Consider the following 16261-nt stretch of genomic DNA (forward strand, 5'->3'; position numbering starts at 1 on the left):
TAGAGCTTTGCCCCTTGTGCTGTAAAATCAGCAACCATGTGTGGAATTGTTGGATATATTGGTCACGCTGGTGGTGGCCGTGATTACTTCGCCCTCGACGTAGTTCTAGAAGGGCTGCGCCGTTTGGAATACCGCGGTTATGACTCCGCTGGCGTAGCAATGTACGCCGATGGAGATATCAGCTGGCGCAAGAAGGCCGGTAAGGTCGCTGCGCTGGATGCTGAGATTGCAGCCCGCCCGTTGCCTGACTCCGTGCTGGGTATCGGCCATACCCGCTGGGCTACCCATGGTGGCCCCACCGACCTGAATGCACACCCGCACGTGGTCGATGGCGGCAAGCTGGCAGTGGTACACAACGGCATCATCGAGAACTTTGCGGAGCTCAAGTCCGAGCTTTTGCACAAGGGCTATAACTTTGTTTCCGAGACCGATACCGAGGTCGCTGCCACCTTGCTGGGAGATGTCTTCCACAACGAGGCAGCCGGTGACCTGACCAAGGCTATGCAGCTAACCTGCGCTCGCCTGGAGGGCGCGTTTACCCTGCTAGCCATCCACGCCGAGCAGGCCGATCGCATTGTTGCCGCTCGCCGCGACTCCCCGCTGGTTATCGGCTTGGGCGAGGGCGAGAACTTCCTCGGCTCCGATGTATCCGGCTTTATTGATTACACCAAGTCTGCCGTGGAGATGGACAACGACCAGGTTGTGACCATCACCGCGGACGAAGTGGAAATTACCGATTATGAGGGCAACCCTGCACAGGGCAAGCCTTTTGAAATCAAGTGGGATGCCGCCGCTGCGGAAAAGGGCGGCTTTGATTCCTTCATGGAAAAGGAAATCCACGACCAGCCTTCCGCCGTGCGCGATACCCTGCTGGGCCGCTTCGATGAGCAAGGCCAACTGACCCTCGATGATCTGCGCATCGATGAGACCGTGCTGAAGTCCATCGACAAGATCATCGTCATTGCCTGCGGTACCGCCGCCTACGCCGGCCACGTGGCGCGCTACGCCATCGAGCACTGGTGCCGCATTCCTACCGAGGTCGAGCTCGCCCACGAGTTCCGCTACCGCGATCCGATCGTGAACGAGAAGACCCTCGTTGTTGCGCTGTCCCAGTCCGGCGAGACCATGGATACCTTGATGGCCGTGCGCCACGCCCGCCAGCAGGGCGCCAAGGTTATTGCCATCTGCAATACCCAGGGCTCGTCCATCCCGCGCGAATCCGACGCCGCGCTCTACACCCACGCCGGCCCGGAAATCGCCGTGGCCTCCACCAAGGCCTTCCTCGCGCAGATTACCGCCACCTACCTGCTTGGCCTCTACCTGGCTCAGCTGCGCGGCAATATGTTCGCCGATGAGATCCAGGGCGTTCTTGCTGAGCTGCGCCACATGCCGGATAAGGTCCAAAGCGTCATCGACGAGGAAGACCAGGTGGCCAACCTGGCCAATTCCATGAAGGACGCGGAATCCGTGCTCTTCTTGGGCCGCCACGTCGGCTTCCCGGTGGCTCTCGAGGGCGCGCTGAAGCTCAAGGAGATCGCTTATCTGCACGCCGAGGGCTTTGCCGCAGGTGAACTCAAGCACGGCCCAATTGCGCTTATTGAGGAGGGCCAGCCGGTCTTCGTTATCGTGCCATCCCCACGTGGCCGCGACTCCCTGCACTCCAAGGTCGTCTCCAATATTCAGGAGATCCGTGCCCGCGGTGCCATCACCATCGTGATCGCGGAAGAAGGCGATACCGCCGTGGAGGATTACGCAAACCACGTCATCCGCATCCCGAAGGCCCCGACCCTCATGCAGCCGCTGCTGGCTACCGTGCCACTGCAGATCTTCGCCGCCCACGTAGCCAAGTCCAAGGGCTACGACGTGGACCAGCCGCGCAACCTGGCCAAGTCCGTGACCGTGGAGTAATCCACTCCAAGCGTCCGCCGTTAGGCCCCCTTACCTGCCGCGTTTCTTGCGTGGTAGGAAAGGGGGCTTCCTTTTTGTTTGTACAAATTTGTGTAGGCACGTTGCTCGCTCACCGGCCCCTACCCGCCCGAATTCAGCAAAAGGGTGAGCAGTGGCACAATGGTGGACATGCTGAAAACCACCATTGATCTCTCCGCCATCGCGCACAACGTCCGCCTCATCAAGGAAAAGGTAGGGCCTGAGGTCAAGCTCATGTGCGTGGTCAAGGCCGATGCCTATGGCCACGGCGCGGCCAAAGTCGTGCCGGTAATGGCGCGTGCAGGCGCGGATAGCTTTGGCGTGGCCACTCTGCGGGAGGCGGTGGATTTGCGCCGCGCGGGTGTGGAGGCACCCATCGTGGCGTGGATTTGGCAGACGGACGAAATCCTCGAAGAGGCACTCGCCTGCGGCATTGAGGTAGCAGTTAACTCTCTTGAACAGGCACATAAGCTGGTTAAAGCCGATTTTCCTGCTGAGATATATGTCAAGGTAGAAACCGGCATGCACCGTTCCGGTGTGGATGAAGAGGATTGGGCGGACACTTTTAAGGTGCTGCGTGACGCCCCACAAATCAAGGTCCTCGGCCTTATGTCGCACTTTGCCTGTGCTGATGAGCCGGATAATCCACACAACGACGCCCAAGAGGAGGCGTTCCGCAAGGCCCTGCGGCTCGCGCGCGAGATTGGGCTGGAGTGCCCAGTCAATCACCTGGCCAATTCACCAGCTGTGCTGACGCGTCCTTCCTCCTATTTTGAGCAGGTACGTGTAGGCGCCGCCTGCTATGGTTTGGAGCCTATTGACGGCCGCGAGCATGGTCTGCGCCCAGCCATGACTTGGTCCGGGCAGATTTTTAACGTAAAGCCGATTCAGCCAGGGGAAGGCACCTGTTATGGACTGACCTGGAAGGCGGATAAGCCGGGATTTTTGGCCACCGTGGATTGCGGATACGCCGATGGTCTACCGCGTGGTTATCAAGGCGACTTGCATGTAGGCATCGGCGGGCACCTGTATCCACAGGTAGGCCGAATCTGTATGGATCAGATTGTGGTGGACTTGGGCGACAACCCCCATGGCGTGGACACGGGTCAAGCTGCCGTGATTTTCGGCAACGGGGGAGTATCGGCTACGGATCTCGCCGCGGCGGCAGGAACCATCAACTACGAGGTGGTCTGCTTGCCCGATGGCCGCACCGAACGCGAATACATAGGAGAAGAAGATGCGCAGTAGCTTTCCGGAATCCGGCAGCCGTGACCTATCCACGGTGGAAGAAACCTATGCTTTCGGCGAAGAGCTGGGCGCGGCGCTCGAGGCTGGCGATGTGGTGATCCTGGATGGGCCATTGGGGGCTGGAAAGACGACGCTAACGCAGGGCGTCGCCAAGGGCATGCAGGTCAAGGGGCGGGTAACCTCGCCGACCTTCGTGATTGCCCGGGTGCACCGCTCAACCGTAGGTGGGCCGGTCCTCGTTCACGTTGATGCCTACCGTTTGCTCGATGAAGGCGGCGCTAATTCCGGGGATCCGCTAGGGGAGCTCGATGCTTTGGACTTGGACACGGAGCTAGAAGACGCCGTGGTCATCGCCGAATGGGGCGGGGGACTGGTAGAGCAGATTGCGGAACGTTACCTGTTTATTAGCATCGACCGCGAGCCGGCGGAATATGCGGGCGCAGACGAGGATGTTCGCCGCTTCACATGGTCGTGGCGGGGAGGTTTATAACACATATGCCCACCTTAAGGGCGGATAAGTGATGAATATCCTAGGTGGAGAACTTGCTCCGAGTATAACCAGTACGTAATTCTATTGAGGTGTTGAATTTTCTCGCCTCTAGTCCTTTGCTATCTCTCTTCGTCATCATGGCGGTGGGTCTAGCGATTGGCAAGATCAAGATCTTCGGCATCTCCCTCGGTGCCGCGGCTGCGATGTTCGTAGCTTTGGGTCTATCTACCGCTAATCCTGATATCCAAATCCCGCCTTTGGTCTATCAATTTGGCCTGGCGATTTTCGTTTATGCCATTGGCCTAAGCTTTGGGCCTTCCTTCGTCCGCGAGTTTAAGACCCGTGGCTGGAAGCTCACGGTATTCATGCTGGGAATGCTGGTTATCCTGGTCGCCGTAGGCTTTGGCCTCATCCGCGCCTTTGGCCTGAGCGTGCCAGAAGCTACCGGTATGTTCGCCGGTTCGCTTTCCTCCACACCGGGTATGGCCGCCGTGGTGGAAATGGTGGGCGATTCCACCCCGGTTGTCGGTTACTCCCTGGCCTACCCGGGTGCGGTTATCGGCGCGATTCTGGTCGCAGCTATCGGCGCCAAGGTGGTTAAGGTCAACCATGAGGAAGATGCCCGCGCGGAGGGCATGATTCCCGCCGAGCTCGTGGCCAAGGGCGTGCGCTTGACCAAGAACTTTAATGATACCGCTGGTCATATCTACCGTGTAACCGGCCAGACTGTCGTTGCTACTCGTATCGTTTCTGACGAAGAGCGTCACCGCCTCGCCGTCCCAGAAATGCCGCTATGCGAGGGCGAAGCATACCTCCTCAATGGCTCCGAAGAGGCCGTCGATAAGGCCATTGAGATTTTGGGTGAAGAATACCCGGTGGAGCTGACCGAGGAAGCCGGTCTAAAGTACGCCCGCGTTACCGTGTCTAACCCGGACATTGCAGGTAAGTCGGTTCGCGAGATCAAGGCCCTAGACCACGGCTTTATCATCGCTCGTATTCGTAAGGGCGATAAGGACCTCGTCCCGCATCCAGATACGGTGCTTAACTATTCGGATCGTGTTCGCGTAGTAACCAGCCCGAGCCGCTTGTCTTATGTACGCAAGTATCTCGGTGACTCTGAAGCTGCTTTGGGTAACGCGGACCTGCTGTCCATGGCTATCGGCCTGACGCTGGGCATGTTGCTTGGCCTCATTCCGATTCCGATGCCAGGCGGTTCCACCTTGCAGCTAGGCTTCGGTGGCGGCCCCGTGGTCGTCGGCTTGCTGCTGGGCTACCTCAACCGGACAGGTCCGCTTAACTGGCAGATGCCATTCCATACGCGCGAAACCATTTCTAATATGGGACTGACCCTCTTCCTCGCTGGCGTGGGTACTTCGGCCGGCGCTTCCTTCCGCGATGCCCTAACGGATCCGTCCTCCCTGACCATTATGGGCGTGGGTCTCATTATCACCTTGACCTCCGCTATCCTGATTGGCGTCATCGGCATGCTGGTGCTGAAGCTGAAGTGGGACGAGGCCATGGGCTGTGCGGCTGGCATGACCACCAATCCGGCGGTCTTTGCCTATATTCGCGACCAAACCGGCACCGAGCTGGCCGGTCGTGGCTGGGCCACGGTGTATCCCACGACAATCATCGGCAAGATTATCGCCTCGCAGGTGCTGCTTTTGCTATTGCTATAGCGTCAATACATCGCGTTAATTACTCACCCACAGGGGTGCCCGCCTACACTGGCAGGCACTACCCTGTGGGTTTTGTGTTGCGGCTAACCAGGTAGCATCGGTTGCCAGATAAACCGCCCACCGCCTGAAATCTAAAACTTTTCAAGGAGCTTTACTCACCCCATGACTAAATTCGCTCGCAACCTTACCGCCGCCATTATCGCCATCTTTATTATTGTCATGATGGTTCTCCTCGCCTCGTCTACCTTGCGCGAGGACAATCCATTGGAGGGAAACCTCAGCTCCACGCTGTCTAAGACGCCGAAAAACCTGGAGGCGATGAGCCTTATTCCGTCCGATGTCTACGGCAAGGACTATGCCGCTATTGGCTTCATCTGCCCGGGCATGCAGGAAGAGAAGGTCAAAGAGGCACAGATCGATACCAAGGACATCACTTTTGAAGATGGCAAGGTCCCAGAGGGCAAGAGCTACGCGGTTGCCATCTCCCAGAGCACTGAGCCCTTCATCGAAGAGCTGGACCCGGAAAAGGTCGAAGTCTGTGAAATGATCAATACCCAAATCAAGGCCATGGAGCAGCAGGGCCAGAGCCTGGATGGCGGAGTACCGATGGTCCAGGGCGCTCAGCCTTTGGCGTTCCAGCGTCAGGATGGAACCTGGAAGCTGGTTGGCTAATGCGCGTCCTCGCGATCGACACGGCAACTACCGCCTTGGTCACCGGGGTAGTAGATACCGCCACTGGGCAGACCACCGAGCGCGTATTGGAAGATACCCGCGCTCATAATGAGCTGCTCATACCTACGATCACTGACGCCCTCGCAGAGGCAGGTATGGAGTATTCCGACCTAGATGCGGTGGTCACCGGCGTGGGCCCAGGCCCGTTTACCGGGTTGCGCGTGGGTATGGCGACTGCCTCCGCGCTTGCCGACGCCCTGTCCATCCCCCTCCACGGCGTATGCACCCACGATGCAATCGCCTATGCTGCCGGCCTCCACGCGAGCCCCGCAGACGCGGGTGGCGAGGCCACCGCCTTGGTGGCTACCGACGCACGCCGCAAAGAGATCTATTGGGCCACCTACCGCGCCACCGATTCTGGTGTGCAGCGCATCTCTGGTCCTGAGGTAACTAAGCCGGCAGAAGTTGAGGTGGGACTTAACGCTACGGCCGAGGTCATCATCCCCGAGCGCCTCGCCGCACAGCTACCGGAGGAGCTGACCGAGTTGCCACACCGCGCGGCCCATCCCACCGCAGCAGCCCTAGTGGCCGTAGCTGACCTCACTGCGGAACCAGCCCCCGTTGTGCCGCTCTACCTACGCCGCCCGGATGCGGTTCCGCCGAAGCAGCAACAGCTGTCGGCCGCCATTCCTAAGGTTGAACTGTGAAGCTGCGCGAGTTGACCCCGGCCGACGCGCCTCGATGCGCCGAGCTGGAAAAGGTCCTTTTCCCCGGAGAGACCCCATGGTCCAGCGGAGTTTTCCACCAGGAAATGGCCCAGCCCTTCAACTTCTATTTCGGGGTAGAAGGCGCGCTCGACCCCGCGCACGAATCTACAGTGCTGCTAGGTTATGCGGGAATCGGCATGATGGGGCCAGCGGCTGATCCAGAATTTGAAATCCACACCATCGGCGTCGACCCCGCCGCACAGCGCCGCGGCGTTGCTCGCATGATGATGGACAATATTTGCCATATTGCGGATCTTAAAGACGCCCCGGTCTTCCTCGAGGTACGGGTAGGCAACGAACCTGCTATCGGCCTTTATGAGGGTTATGCCTTTGCCAAGCAGGGGATTCGTGAGAATTACTACCAACCCTCCGGAGCAGATGCGCACGTGATGGTGCGCCCGCGCCAGTCCGAGCGTTAAAGATAATTAAGGAGCAGTCATGAAGATCATGGGCATCGAGTCCTCCTGCGATGAAACCGGCGTGGGCATCGTCGAGCTTCGCGAGGACGGCCACATGGAAATCATCGCCAATGCTGTCGCTTCCTCCATGGAGCAGCACGCGCGTTTCGGCGGCGTCGTCCCGGAGATCGCCTCCCGTGCCCACCTTGAGGCCATGCCGCAGGTGATGCAGGCGGCGCTGAATGAGGCGGGCATCGCTAAGCCAGATGCCATCGCCGCCACCGTGGGGCCAGGGCTAGCCGGTGCTTTGCTGGTGGGTGCCTCGGCCGCCAAGGCCTATGCCGCGGCTTGGGGCGTGCCTTTCTACGGCGTTAACCACCTAGGTGGCCACGTTGCCGTGGCCAACCTGGAAGGCGAAGAGCTGCCGCATTCGGCGGCCCTCTTGGTCTCGGGCGGGCATACGCAGCTGTTGGAGGTTGAGGCCGTCGGCAAGCCCATGCGCGAGCTGGGCTCTACGCTTGACGACGCCGCCGGTGAAGCCTACGACAAAGTCTCCCGTCTCCTCGGTTTGGGCTACCCCGGTGGCCCGGTGATTGATAAGCTCGCCGCCCGCGGCGAAGCCACCATCGATTTCCCGCGCGGCATGTCCCGCGCCGAGGATCTGCGCGGCCCGCACCGCCACGATTTTTCCTTCTCTGGGCTCAAGACCTCCGTGGCCCGCTACGTGGAGCGCGCCGAAAAGGCAGGGGAAACCATCAGCGTGGAAGATGTCTGCGCCAGCTTCCAGGAAGCCGTGGCCGATGTCCTGACCGCCAAGGCCGTGCGTGCCTGCGAGGACACGGGCGCCCGGGTGCTGCTACTGGGAGGCGGCGTGGCCGCTAATTCCCGCCTGCGCGAGCTGGCTAGCGAGCGCTGTGCCGCCGCTGGGGTCGAGCTGCGCGTGCCGCGCTTTTCGCTGTGTACCGACAATGGCGTGATGATCGCGGCCATTGGTGCGCAGCTTATTCATGAAGGTGCCCAGCCCTCTGGCCTCGGAGTTGGCACCGATACCCAGCTGGATGTGGAAGAGCCGCAGTTAACCTAAAGTTCTTCTTTCTCGCTCTGCAGGCGGGGTGCGGGGCCGGTACGCCTAAAAGGCGTTCATGCCCTCTTGGCTTTGTGAAGGAGCTTTCTCTCATGACCGTCGGTTTCCTTGTCAACCCTGATCTCACCCGCCGCAAGCTGGAATTCGAGCTGGAGCACGCCAACCAGTTCTTGGGCGGCACCACTGAGGACCGCGTCTCCGTAGTATTCCAAGAAGACGGCACCACCTATGCGGCGCTCTACAACCCCGAAGCCAAGGCCGAAGGCGCCGAACCCAACCCAGTAGCCTCCTTGGCGCGCAACGCCGCCGCCACCGGCAATGCCGCTTTCTTGCAAGACCCCATCCGCTCCATTTGTGGTCCGGTCATCTTCGTTGATGCCGAGGGCGAAGATAAAACCATTGACGCCGTCATCGAGTCCGTGGAGCAGGGCATTCGCGCCGTCAAGAACTACCGCGAAGATAACCCAGAGGAGTACACGCTCTGGCGCGCGGCCGTTATCAATTCCACCAAGAGCCTTTAAACCTAGCCCCTCACAGGTAGGGTTCAAGCGCTTTTCGCGCGCTCGTAATACGGTGTTCACATTCTTATGGTGTCCTAGGGAGCCGTACTGCTTTTTCTAAGACTCCAAAAGGTGAAAACTGTATGCTTCGATCATCGCGCTTCGTCGCCTCCTTCGTTACCGCCCTTGCCGTGGGCGGTGCCGCCACCATCGTGCCCGCCACCCCGGCGCTGGCCGCTGATTCACCCATCTACCGCACCATCCTGCAGCCGGGCGAGGATGAATCCCAGGTAATGGTTACGTGGCGCACCAAGTCCAAAGCCGACGAAGTCCTCGAGGTTACCGGCCCGGAAGGCACCAAGACTTTCCGCGCCGAGGAACGCGATTACGGCGCCCTGCTTTATAAATCCCAGTTCGCCACCGCCACCGATCTGCAGCCGGATACCGAGTACTCCTACCGCGTTGGCTCTGAGGAAGGCGGCTGGTCCGAACCAGAGACCTTTAACACCGGCTCCAATGGCGATGAGTGGTCTTTCCTCACCGTTGCAGACCCGCAAATCGGCGTGGACCTCAAGGTAGATGACCAAGCGGAGCAGTGGCGCAAGACCATCGCTCACGCGGCTTCCCATGTGCCCAATGCCAACATGATCTGGTCCCTAGGGGATCAAGTAGAAGGCTGGGGCGCCCAAGTGCCGCAGTACGATGCCTACTTCTCCGCCCCGGAAATTCGTCACATCCCGACCAATACCGTTCCGGGCAACCACGAGACTTATAACCTCACCATGAAACATCATGATGAGCACTTCTCTAACCCCCACCAGGCCGAAGATATCCGCGACCACTACTTCGAGCGCAATAACGTGCTCTTTATTGGCCTGGACTCCAATGCTTCTTCCGACGCCGATATTGCCCGCCACGAGCAATTCCTGCGCGAGGCCGTGGAATCTCGTGGCGCGGATAATGACTGGATCGTAGTTGGCATGCACCACGGTCCGTATTCACAGGGCTCGCACCACTTTGATAAGGACGTCACCAACCTGCGCGAGAAGCTCACCCCGGTACTCTCTGAGCTCAACGTGGATGCCGTGCTCTCCGGCCACGACCACATCTACACCCGCAGCCACCTGATGAAAAACAACAAGCCAGTCCTGCCAGAAAAGAAGCCGCAGCGCGGCGATGTCCTCGAACCCAAGGATGGTGAGGCCTTGTATCTGACCACCACCACCGCGGGTGGCGGCAAGTACTACGACTTCACTGACGTTAATAATCAGAAGCACAAGGGCGCACGCATGGAGACCATCGATCCGAAGCTCGCCCATGAGTCCACCGCCATGTGGCGCCAGGACTACACCGAGGACTACATGCGCGTGGATGTCTCCGATGACAAGCTCACCTTCGCTACCTTCAACGAAGCCGATAACACCCTGGTAGACAAGGTTTCGCTGAAGAAGAAGGACCGTGGCGCTGCGCCTGCCGACGCCTCTACCGACCCCGACACCCCAGAGGTGCCACAGGATCCGGAAGGCGGCAGCTCCCTGAGCTCCAGCGATGCTTTGAGTGGACTCAGCTCCAAGAAGTAGCTCGCGTCGCCGGCGTTATTAGCGCTCGGTGTGGCGCAGCCACGCCAGCACGGCCTTGACCCGTCGGTTAGAATCCTCGGGCAGGAACCCGAGCTTCGTAAAAACATTGGAGACATGCTTGCTTACCGCGCCAGCGCTAAGAACGAGCGTGTCTTCAATTTCTTTATTGCTCAACCCCTGCGCCATCAGTCCCAGCACCTCCCGTTCGCGGGCGGTGAGTTGGGCGAGGCCAGTGCGCTTTGCAGACAGCAGTGCCGTAACCACCTCTGGGTCCACCACGGTGCCGCCGCGGGCGACCTCGTCGAGCGTGCGCACGAATTCCTCTACATCAGAGACGCGCTCTTTGAGCAGATAGCCAAATCCCCCGTGCTCCAAGAGGCGGTCGAGGTAGCTTGCCGCTACGTATTGGCTTAGCACCACCACTGGTTGGGTAGGGTTTAGCGCTCGCAGGTCATGGACGGCTCGCAGGCCGTCGTCAGTCATGGTGGGCGGCATGCGCACATCGCTGATAATGAGGTCGAAGGCTTCTCGCCCAGCGATTGCGCGCAGTTCTTCGGCATCCGTGGCGGCTGTAACTCTATGGCCCAAAGAGCTGAGTAGCTGCTCGAGCCCGGCGCGCAGCAGCGCGGAATCTTCCGCGAGTAATAGTTTCATTCCGCCTCCTTCAGCGGCAGCTCGACTAGTAGTCGGCCGCCGCGTTCGCCCGCGGCAGTCTCGTGTGCCGCGGCAAGTTTTAGCGTGCCGCCCAGTGCGGCGGCGCGCTCGCGTAGCCCGGCTATGCCGGTACCGGCTCCCGACGTGGCGACTGTCGCCGCGTCCGTGGTGGACGCCTTGGCCGTGGGGCTGAGGTCGGGGCCGGTGCCATTATCAACGATGTCCAGGCGCAGCATGTCCCCGAAAGTAACCGTTACCTTCGCCTCGGTGGCCGCGCCGTGCTTGGAGGCATTGGTAAGTGCCTCGGCCACCGCATGATAGGCCAGCAGGGCAGTGGTCTCGTCCACGGAGCGTTCCGGCCCGTCCACGTGCAGTTCAGTCTCCAGCCCGGAGTGGGCGAGTAGCTCGTCGAGGGCGGGGATAAGCCCGGCGTCGAAAAGCACCTGCGGGGCAATGCCGCGCACCGTTGCGCGCAGGGAAGCCAGGGCCAAAGAAGCATTATGTTCCGCATCGGCCAAAGCAGGCAGCGCCTCGGACGGGGCCTGCAACTTCGCCGCCGCCAAGTTGAGCTTGAGCGCGGTCAGGTACTGCTGCGGTCCATCGTGCAGCTCGCGCTCGATGCGGCGGCGCTCGCCGGAGAAGGCATCGATAAGCGTGGCGCGCGAGGCCGCCAACTCCTCGGCCGAGGGGCTCAACGCCAGCCGAGTCAACGAGGTCGACGCCAAGACCAACAGGCGGTTGAGCCCCACCAATAAAGCCACCAGCAACGGCACGGTGAGCCAGCAGGTAAAGAAAATGAGCGGCCGGTTGGTGGTAGACCACTCGCCAAAGGAGAATTCGGTCTTTGGCACGAATGGCGCAATGACCAGCACACCCGCCGTAAAACCCAAGGCAGTCCACGCGGCAAAGCAGGCAGCTGAAAGCAATAGCTGCATAATAAGGTGATAAAACTGCTGCCAATCAAACCACCGGCCCGCACGCCGGGAAGGGATCTCCACGCCCATCCACCGTGCACCCAACCGGCCGACAAATTCCGCGGCGCGTCCCACCAGCGGAACCCACGGCAGCATCAGCACCGAAACCACCAACGCCGGGATAAATAGCGCGCCAAGGACAAGGCTCCACGCGCAGGCTTTGAGGGTTCGCATAACCCAAGAGCCTAGCCGCCTTACCCGGCGTGGAGCAGTAGAGCTAGCTCTACCATTTTCTGGGCAGCCCGCCCCATGTCTTTCTTCTGCGCGGCCGAGTGGAATCAAAGGCATGTTAAAAGCAGAAAATCTCACCAAGCGCTACGGCCGCCGCACTGTGCTCAAGCGGGTCACTGTTTCCATCGCCCCGGGCGAATTCGTCGCCATCATGGGGCCTTCCGGTAGCGGTAAAACCACGCTCCTAAACCTGCTATCCGGGCTGGATAAACCCACTTCCGGACAAGTCAACGCGCCGGGGCGCAGGCAGCGTGCCTTTGTATTCCAGGACTATAACCTCTTGGAATCCCTCAATGCGCAGCGCAATGCCACCTTGACCGCGCGATTTTCCGGCCGGCGCCCGTCACGCAGCCGGGTGGCGGAGGTCTTTGATTCGCTCGGCCTTGCTGGTCTGGAGCGCCGCCTGCCCGCACAGCTTTCCGGTGGTCAGCAACAACGCGTGGCTGTAGCCCGGGCCCTGCTGGCTCAAGCGCCCTATATCTTCGCCGACGAACCCACAGGCGCGCTTGACGACGCCACCGCATCCACCGTCCTTTCCCACCTGCGCACCGCCGCCCGCGATGGCGCCAGCGTGATTATGGTGACCCACTCGCACCTCGCCGCTGAAGCGGCCGACCGCGTTATTTCCCTTGAGGAGGTAGCCCATGCTGGTGTGGCTTAAGGACTTACAGTCCAATTGGTTATCGTGGCTGGCCGTGGCGCTGACGTTGGTGGTCTCTTCCACCTCGTGCACCCTGGCGCTAGCCATGCTGGTCGCCTCCTCCGGGGCCGAAGAAAACCCCGCCGGCCCGGTGGGCGGCACGGTACTCGGCATGGCCCTGTGCGTGGTGGTGTTGGTGACGCTATCGCAAATGCGCCTTATCATCGCCGAGCGCGAGCCGGTCTACCGTTCCTGGCGCATGGTGGGCATGCCGGGGTGGATGATTATTGCCTTCATTCTAGGCCAGGTCGCCGTAGTCAGCGCGGCCGCAGGGCTCCTTGGAGTACTGCCGGCCGGCCCGCTGCTCGCTCCGTGCGTACGCGCGCTACGCAGCGATGGCATCCCCATGCCGGACCTTGCCATTACCGGCCAGGTCACGGTCATTGCGGTCATAGTCTGCATGTCCGCAGCGCTAGTTGGCGCGCTGCCTCCACTGCGCCGAGTCTTCCGGCCGCGCACCACCGCACACCCGGCCTGGACCGTGGTGAAATTCTTGCTCGCGTCCGCGGCCATCGGCAGCACGGTTTACGGGTGCCTGCACATTGCCGATCCCGGCGATCTTTCTCTCGGCCGAGATGGGCTTGGTCATCCTCGTCGCCCTCTTTTGGCCCTGGCTTATGCCCGCTATCGACCAATGGACCCGCGCGGCCGGCATCGCTGGGGCCAATGTACGCGTGCGTCGCAACTTTTCTACCCCGCACATCGTGCCGTGGGTCCTCGTCGGCGGATTTATCGTCGCCGTAGGCTCTGGCCTGCGCTTTGAAAGCGCCGCAGGCGCCGGCGGCACCCTATCGTCCTGGCAGGTCTTCGTCGCCCTTTTAGGGCCTGTCTTTGCCCCCAGCATCGTGAGTGCCGTGCTCACCTCGCTGCTCATGCACGGGCGCATTGCCTCCGATATCCGCGGCCTCACCCTCGCCGGCGCTACCCCCGGGGCCTGGGCGCGCATACAAGTGGGGGAGGCGGCCTGCCTCACCCTGACTGCGGCCGGCGTGGTCTGGGCGCTGTGCTTGGCGACGCTCCTCCCACTCCACCACCTGCTCACCCCACAGGTTCCTTTCGGCCAGACGTTGGTGGAGCAGCTGTGGTGGCCGGCCTTCGCCGTAATTTTTGGTGCGATGTCTATCGCCCTGGGCGTCGTCAAGCTGGCGCTTGCCGGCTTTGTACGCGCGGGGAATCGGGAGCGCTGAAAGGAACGCTGAGGGCTTAAGAATGTGGGCCGGGTCATTGTTGAGGGTTAGCAGTCGCGAGGGTAGAGTGCTAATCAGGTTGTTTGACCCACAGTTGTTCACCCGCGACGACGGCTGTGCTGGACATCCACAACCGGCACGCGCGTGCCATACCGGCGCGCATACGAACACTACGGAGGAAACATCATGGCAAACATTAAGCCTCTCGAGGACCGCGTCCTCGTACAGATCGTAGAAGCTGAAACCACCACCGCTTCCGGCCTGGTTATCCCGGATTCCGCTAAGGAAAAGCCGCAGGAAGCTACCGTCGTTGCAGTAGGCCCAGGCCGCACCAACGACAAGGGTGAGGTCACCCCGGTAGGCGTCAACGAGGGCGATACCGTGGTCTTTTCCAAGTACGGCGGCACCGAGCTGAAGTACAACGGTGAGGAGTACCTGCTGCTGTCCTCCCGTGACCTGCTCGCCGTCATCGAGAAGTAGGCCTCACTATGGCAAAGCTTATTGCATTCGACCAAGAAGCCCGCGAGGGAATTCAGCGCGGCGTCGATACGCTGGCTGATGCCGTCAAGGTCACTCTCGGCCCGCGCGGCCGCAACGTCGTGTTGTCCAAGGCTTTTGGCGGCCCCACCGTCACCAATGATGGCGTGACCATCGCCCGCGATATCGACATCGAGGAACCATTCGAGAACCTCGGCGCCCAGCTGGTTAAGTCCGTTGCAGTCAAGACCAACGACATCGCAGGTGACGGCACCACTACCGCCACCTTGCTGGCCCAGGCACTCATCTTCGAAGGCCTGCGCAACGTCGCAGCTGGCGCTAACCCAATCGAGCTTAACCGCGGCATCGCGGCGGCGGCCGAAAAGGCCGTGGAGGAGCTCAAGGCTCGCGCCACCGCGGTCAACTCCTCGTCCGAGATTGCCCAGGTAGCCACCGTCTCTTCCCGCGACCCGGAGGTCGGCGAGATGGTTGCCGGTGCTATGGACAAGGTGGGCAAGGACGGCGTTGTCACCGTCGAAGAATCCCAGACCATCGACTCCGCCGTCGATGTCACCGAGGGAATTTCCTTTGACAAGGGCTACCTTTCCCCGTACTTCGCTACGGAGGAAGAGACCTACCACGCCGTGCTGGACGACGCCGCTGTGCTCCTCGTCCGCAATAAAATCTCCTCCCTGCCGGACTTCCTGCCGCTGCTGGAGAAGATCGCCGAGACCAACCGCCCAACCCTCATCATCGCAGAGGACGTTGAGGGCGAGCCGCTGCAGGCGCTCGTCGTCAACTCCATCCGCAAGGTGCTCAAGGTCGCGGCCGTGAAGGCCCCGTACTTTGGCGAGCGCCGCAAGGGCTTCATGGATGACTTGGCTGTCGTTACCGGCGCCACCGTCATCGACCCAGAGGTGGGCGTTAACCTCAACGAGGCTGGCCTCGACGTTTTGGGTTCCGCTCGCCGCGTGACCATCACCAAGGAAGACACTGTCATCGTCGATGGTGGCGGCACCGCTGAAGCGGTAGAGGAGCGCCGCGAGCAGATCCGCCGCGAAATCGAGCGCACCGACTCCACCTGGGATAAGGAAAAGCTGGAGGAGCGCCTAGCTAAGCTCTCCGGTGGCGTGGCCGTCATCCGCGTCGGCGCCGCCACCGAGACCGAGGTCAACGAGCGCAAGCTGCGCGTCGAAGACGCCATCAACGCGGCCCGCGCGGCCGTTGAAGAAGGCGTCATCGCCGGCGGTGGCTCTGTGCTGGTCCAGATCTCTAAGGAGCTGGAGTCCTTCGCTGAGGGCTTTGAGGGCGAAGCAAAGGTCGGCGTCCTCGCCGTCGCCCGCGCGCTGACCCGCCCGGCGTTCTGGATCGCCGAAAACGCCGGTCTCGACGGTGCTGTCGTCGTCTCCCGCGTTGCCGAGATGTCCAATGGCGAAGGCTTCAATGCCAATACCCTGGAGTACGGAAACCTCATTGATAACGGCATCATTGACCCAGTCAAGGTCACCCACTCGGCCGTGGTCAACGCCACTTCCGTGGCCCGCATGGTTCTTACCACCGAGGCCTCCGTGGTGGAAAAGCCACAGGAAGAGCAGCCAGCTGACACCGGTCACGGCCACCAGCACTAAACTGGCTACCAACATCACCCGCCCCGCTTCCCGCGAGGCGGGTTTTGTTGTACCTGGACTAGGGCC

General features: G+C 61.1%; 17 protein-coding genes. 15 read left to right on the plus strand and 2 right to left on the minus strand.

The window, feature by feature from the left end; genetic code table 11:
• The first annotated feature begins 36 nt into the window (after positions 1–36).
• From glmS to WMP96_RS03845, 10 genes are all read left to right on the plus strand, one after another.
• Entirely contained in the window at positions 37–1908 is a 1872-nt protein-coding gene (glmS, locus tag WMP96_RS03800; protein WP_023020611.1) for a glutamine--fructose-6-phosphate transaminase (isomerizing), read from the plus strand.
• Between the two features lie 162 nt (positions 1909–2070).
• A complete protein-coding gene (gene alr / locus WMP96_RS03805) occupies positions 2071–3174 on the plus strand; it encodes an alanine racemase (RefSeq protein WP_248099822.1) in 1104 nt (367 codons plus the stop codon).
• Entirely contained in the window at positions 3164–3664 is a 501-nt protein-coding gene (tsaE, locus tag WMP96_RS03810) for a tRNA (adenosine(37)-N6)-threonylcarbamoyltransferase complex ATPase subunit type 1 TsaE (protein WP_301716528.1), read from the plus strand. The genes alr and tsaE overlap by 11 nt, the downstream gene beginning before the upstream one ends.
• An 89-nt stretch (positions 3665–3753) precedes the next feature.
• The gene (locus tag WMP96_RS03815) at positions 3754–5343 is read left to right on the plus strand and encodes an aspartate:alanine exchanger family transporter (protein WP_301716529.1); all 1590 of its coding nucleotides are present in this window, start codon (positions 3754–3756) and stop codon (positions 5341–5343) included.
• 162 nt (positions 5344–5505) lie between these two features.
• Positions 5506–6015, plus strand: a complete 510-nt coding sequence (locus tag WMP96_RS03820) for a hypothetical protein (protein WP_301716530.1) — start codon at positions 5506–5508, stop codon at positions 6013–6015.
• A complete protein-coding gene (tsaB, locus tag WMP96_RS03825) occupies positions 6015–6722 on the plus strand; it encodes a tRNA (adenosine(37)-N6)-threonylcarbamoyltransferase complex dimerization subunit type 1 TsaB (RefSeq protein WP_239205787.1) in 708 nt (235 codons plus the stop codon). Before WMP96_RS03820 ends, tsaB begins: the two co-directional genes overlap by 1 nt.
• A complete protein-coding gene (locus WMP96_RS03830; protein WP_239205789.1) occupies positions 6719–7201 on the plus strand; it encodes a GNAT family N-acetyltransferase in 483 nt (160 codons plus the stop codon). Before tsaB ends, WMP96_RS03830 begins: the two co-directional genes overlap by 4 nt.
• A gap of 19 nt (positions 7202–7220) precedes the next feature.
• On the plus strand, positions 7221–8264 hold the full coding sequence (gene tsaD, locus WMP96_RS03835; protein WP_340432183.1) for a tRNA (adenosine(37)-N6)-threonylcarbamoyltransferase complex transferase subunit TsaD: 1044 nt from the start codon (positions 7221–7223) through the stop codon (positions 8262–8264).
• 92 nt (positions 8265–8356) lie between these two features.
• Positions 8357–8785: a hypothetical protein gene (locus tag WMP96_RS03840; RefSeq protein ID WP_023020619.1), complete on the plus strand. Its 429-nt coding sequence runs from the start codon at positions 8357–8359 to the stop codon at positions 8783–8785.
• A gap of 122 nt (positions 8786–8907) precedes the next feature.
• On the plus strand, positions 8908–10344 hold the full coding sequence (locus tag WMP96_RS03845) for a purple acid phosphatase family protein (RefSeq protein ID WP_301716531.1): 1437 nt from the start codon (positions 8908–8910) through the stop codon (positions 10342–10344).
• 18 nt (positions 10345–10362) lie between these two features.
• Here the strand turns inward: WMP96_RS03845 and WMP96_RS03850 are convergent, their stop codons facing one another.
• Positions 10363–10998, minus strand: coding sequence for a response regulator transcription factor (locus WMP96_RS03850; RefSeq protein ID WP_200288249.1), 636 nt, complete (start codon positions 10996–10998; stop codon positions 10363–10365).
• Positions 10995–12146 carry a sensor histidine kinase gene (locus WMP96_RS03855; protein ID WP_301716533.1) on the minus strand — a complete coding sequence of 384 codons (1152 nt, stop codon included), beginning with the start codon at positions 12144–12146 and terminating at the stop codon, positions 10995–10997. Before WMP96_RS03855 ends, WMP96_RS03850 begins: the two co-directional genes overlap by 4 nt.
• A 112-nt stretch (positions 12147–12258) precedes the next feature.
• Here WMP96_RS03855 and WMP96_RS03860 point away from each other — a divergent pair, with 112 nt between their 5' ends.
• The 5 genes from WMP96_RS03860 (at position 12259) to groL (ending at position 16195) form a co-directional block, all read left to right on the plus strand.
• A complete protein-coding gene (locus WMP96_RS03860) occupies positions 12259–12864 on the plus strand; it encodes an ABC transporter ATP-binding protein (protein ID WP_023020623.1) in 606 nt (201 codons plus the stop codon).
• Positions 12848–13666, plus strand: a complete 819-nt coding sequence (locus WMP96_RS03865; RefSeq protein ID WP_340432184.1) for an FtsX-like permease family protein — start codon at positions 12848–12850, stop codon at positions 13664–13666. Before WMP96_RS03860 ends, WMP96_RS03865 begins: the two co-directional genes overlap by 17 nt.
• Positions 13608–14090: a hypothetical protein gene (locus WMP96_RS03870; protein ID WP_340432185.1), complete on the plus strand. Its 483-nt coding sequence runs from the start codon at positions 13608–13610 to the stop codon at positions 14088–14090. Before WMP96_RS03865 ends, WMP96_RS03870 begins: the two co-directional genes overlap by 59 nt.
• Positions 14091–14276: 186 nt before the next feature.
• Positions 14277–14570, plus strand: coding sequence for a co-chaperone GroES (gene groES, locus WMP96_RS03875; RefSeq protein ID WP_005322702.1), 294 nt, complete (start codon positions 14277–14279; stop codon positions 14568–14570).
• Positions 14571–14578: 8 nt separating this feature from the next.
• Positions 14579–16195, plus strand: coding sequence for a chaperonin GroEL (gene groL, locus WMP96_RS03880; RefSeq protein ID WP_023020625.1), 1617 nt, complete (start codon positions 14579–14581; stop codon positions 16193–16195).
• Positions 16196–16261 lie beyond the last annotated feature (66 nt).

Origin of the sequence: Corynebacterium sp. KPL4035 (assembly GCF_037908325.1) — a bacterium.
GTDB classification, from domain to species: Bacteria; Actinomycetota; Actinomycetes; order Mycobacteriales; family Mycobacteriaceae; genus Corynebacterium; species Corynebacterium kefirresidentii.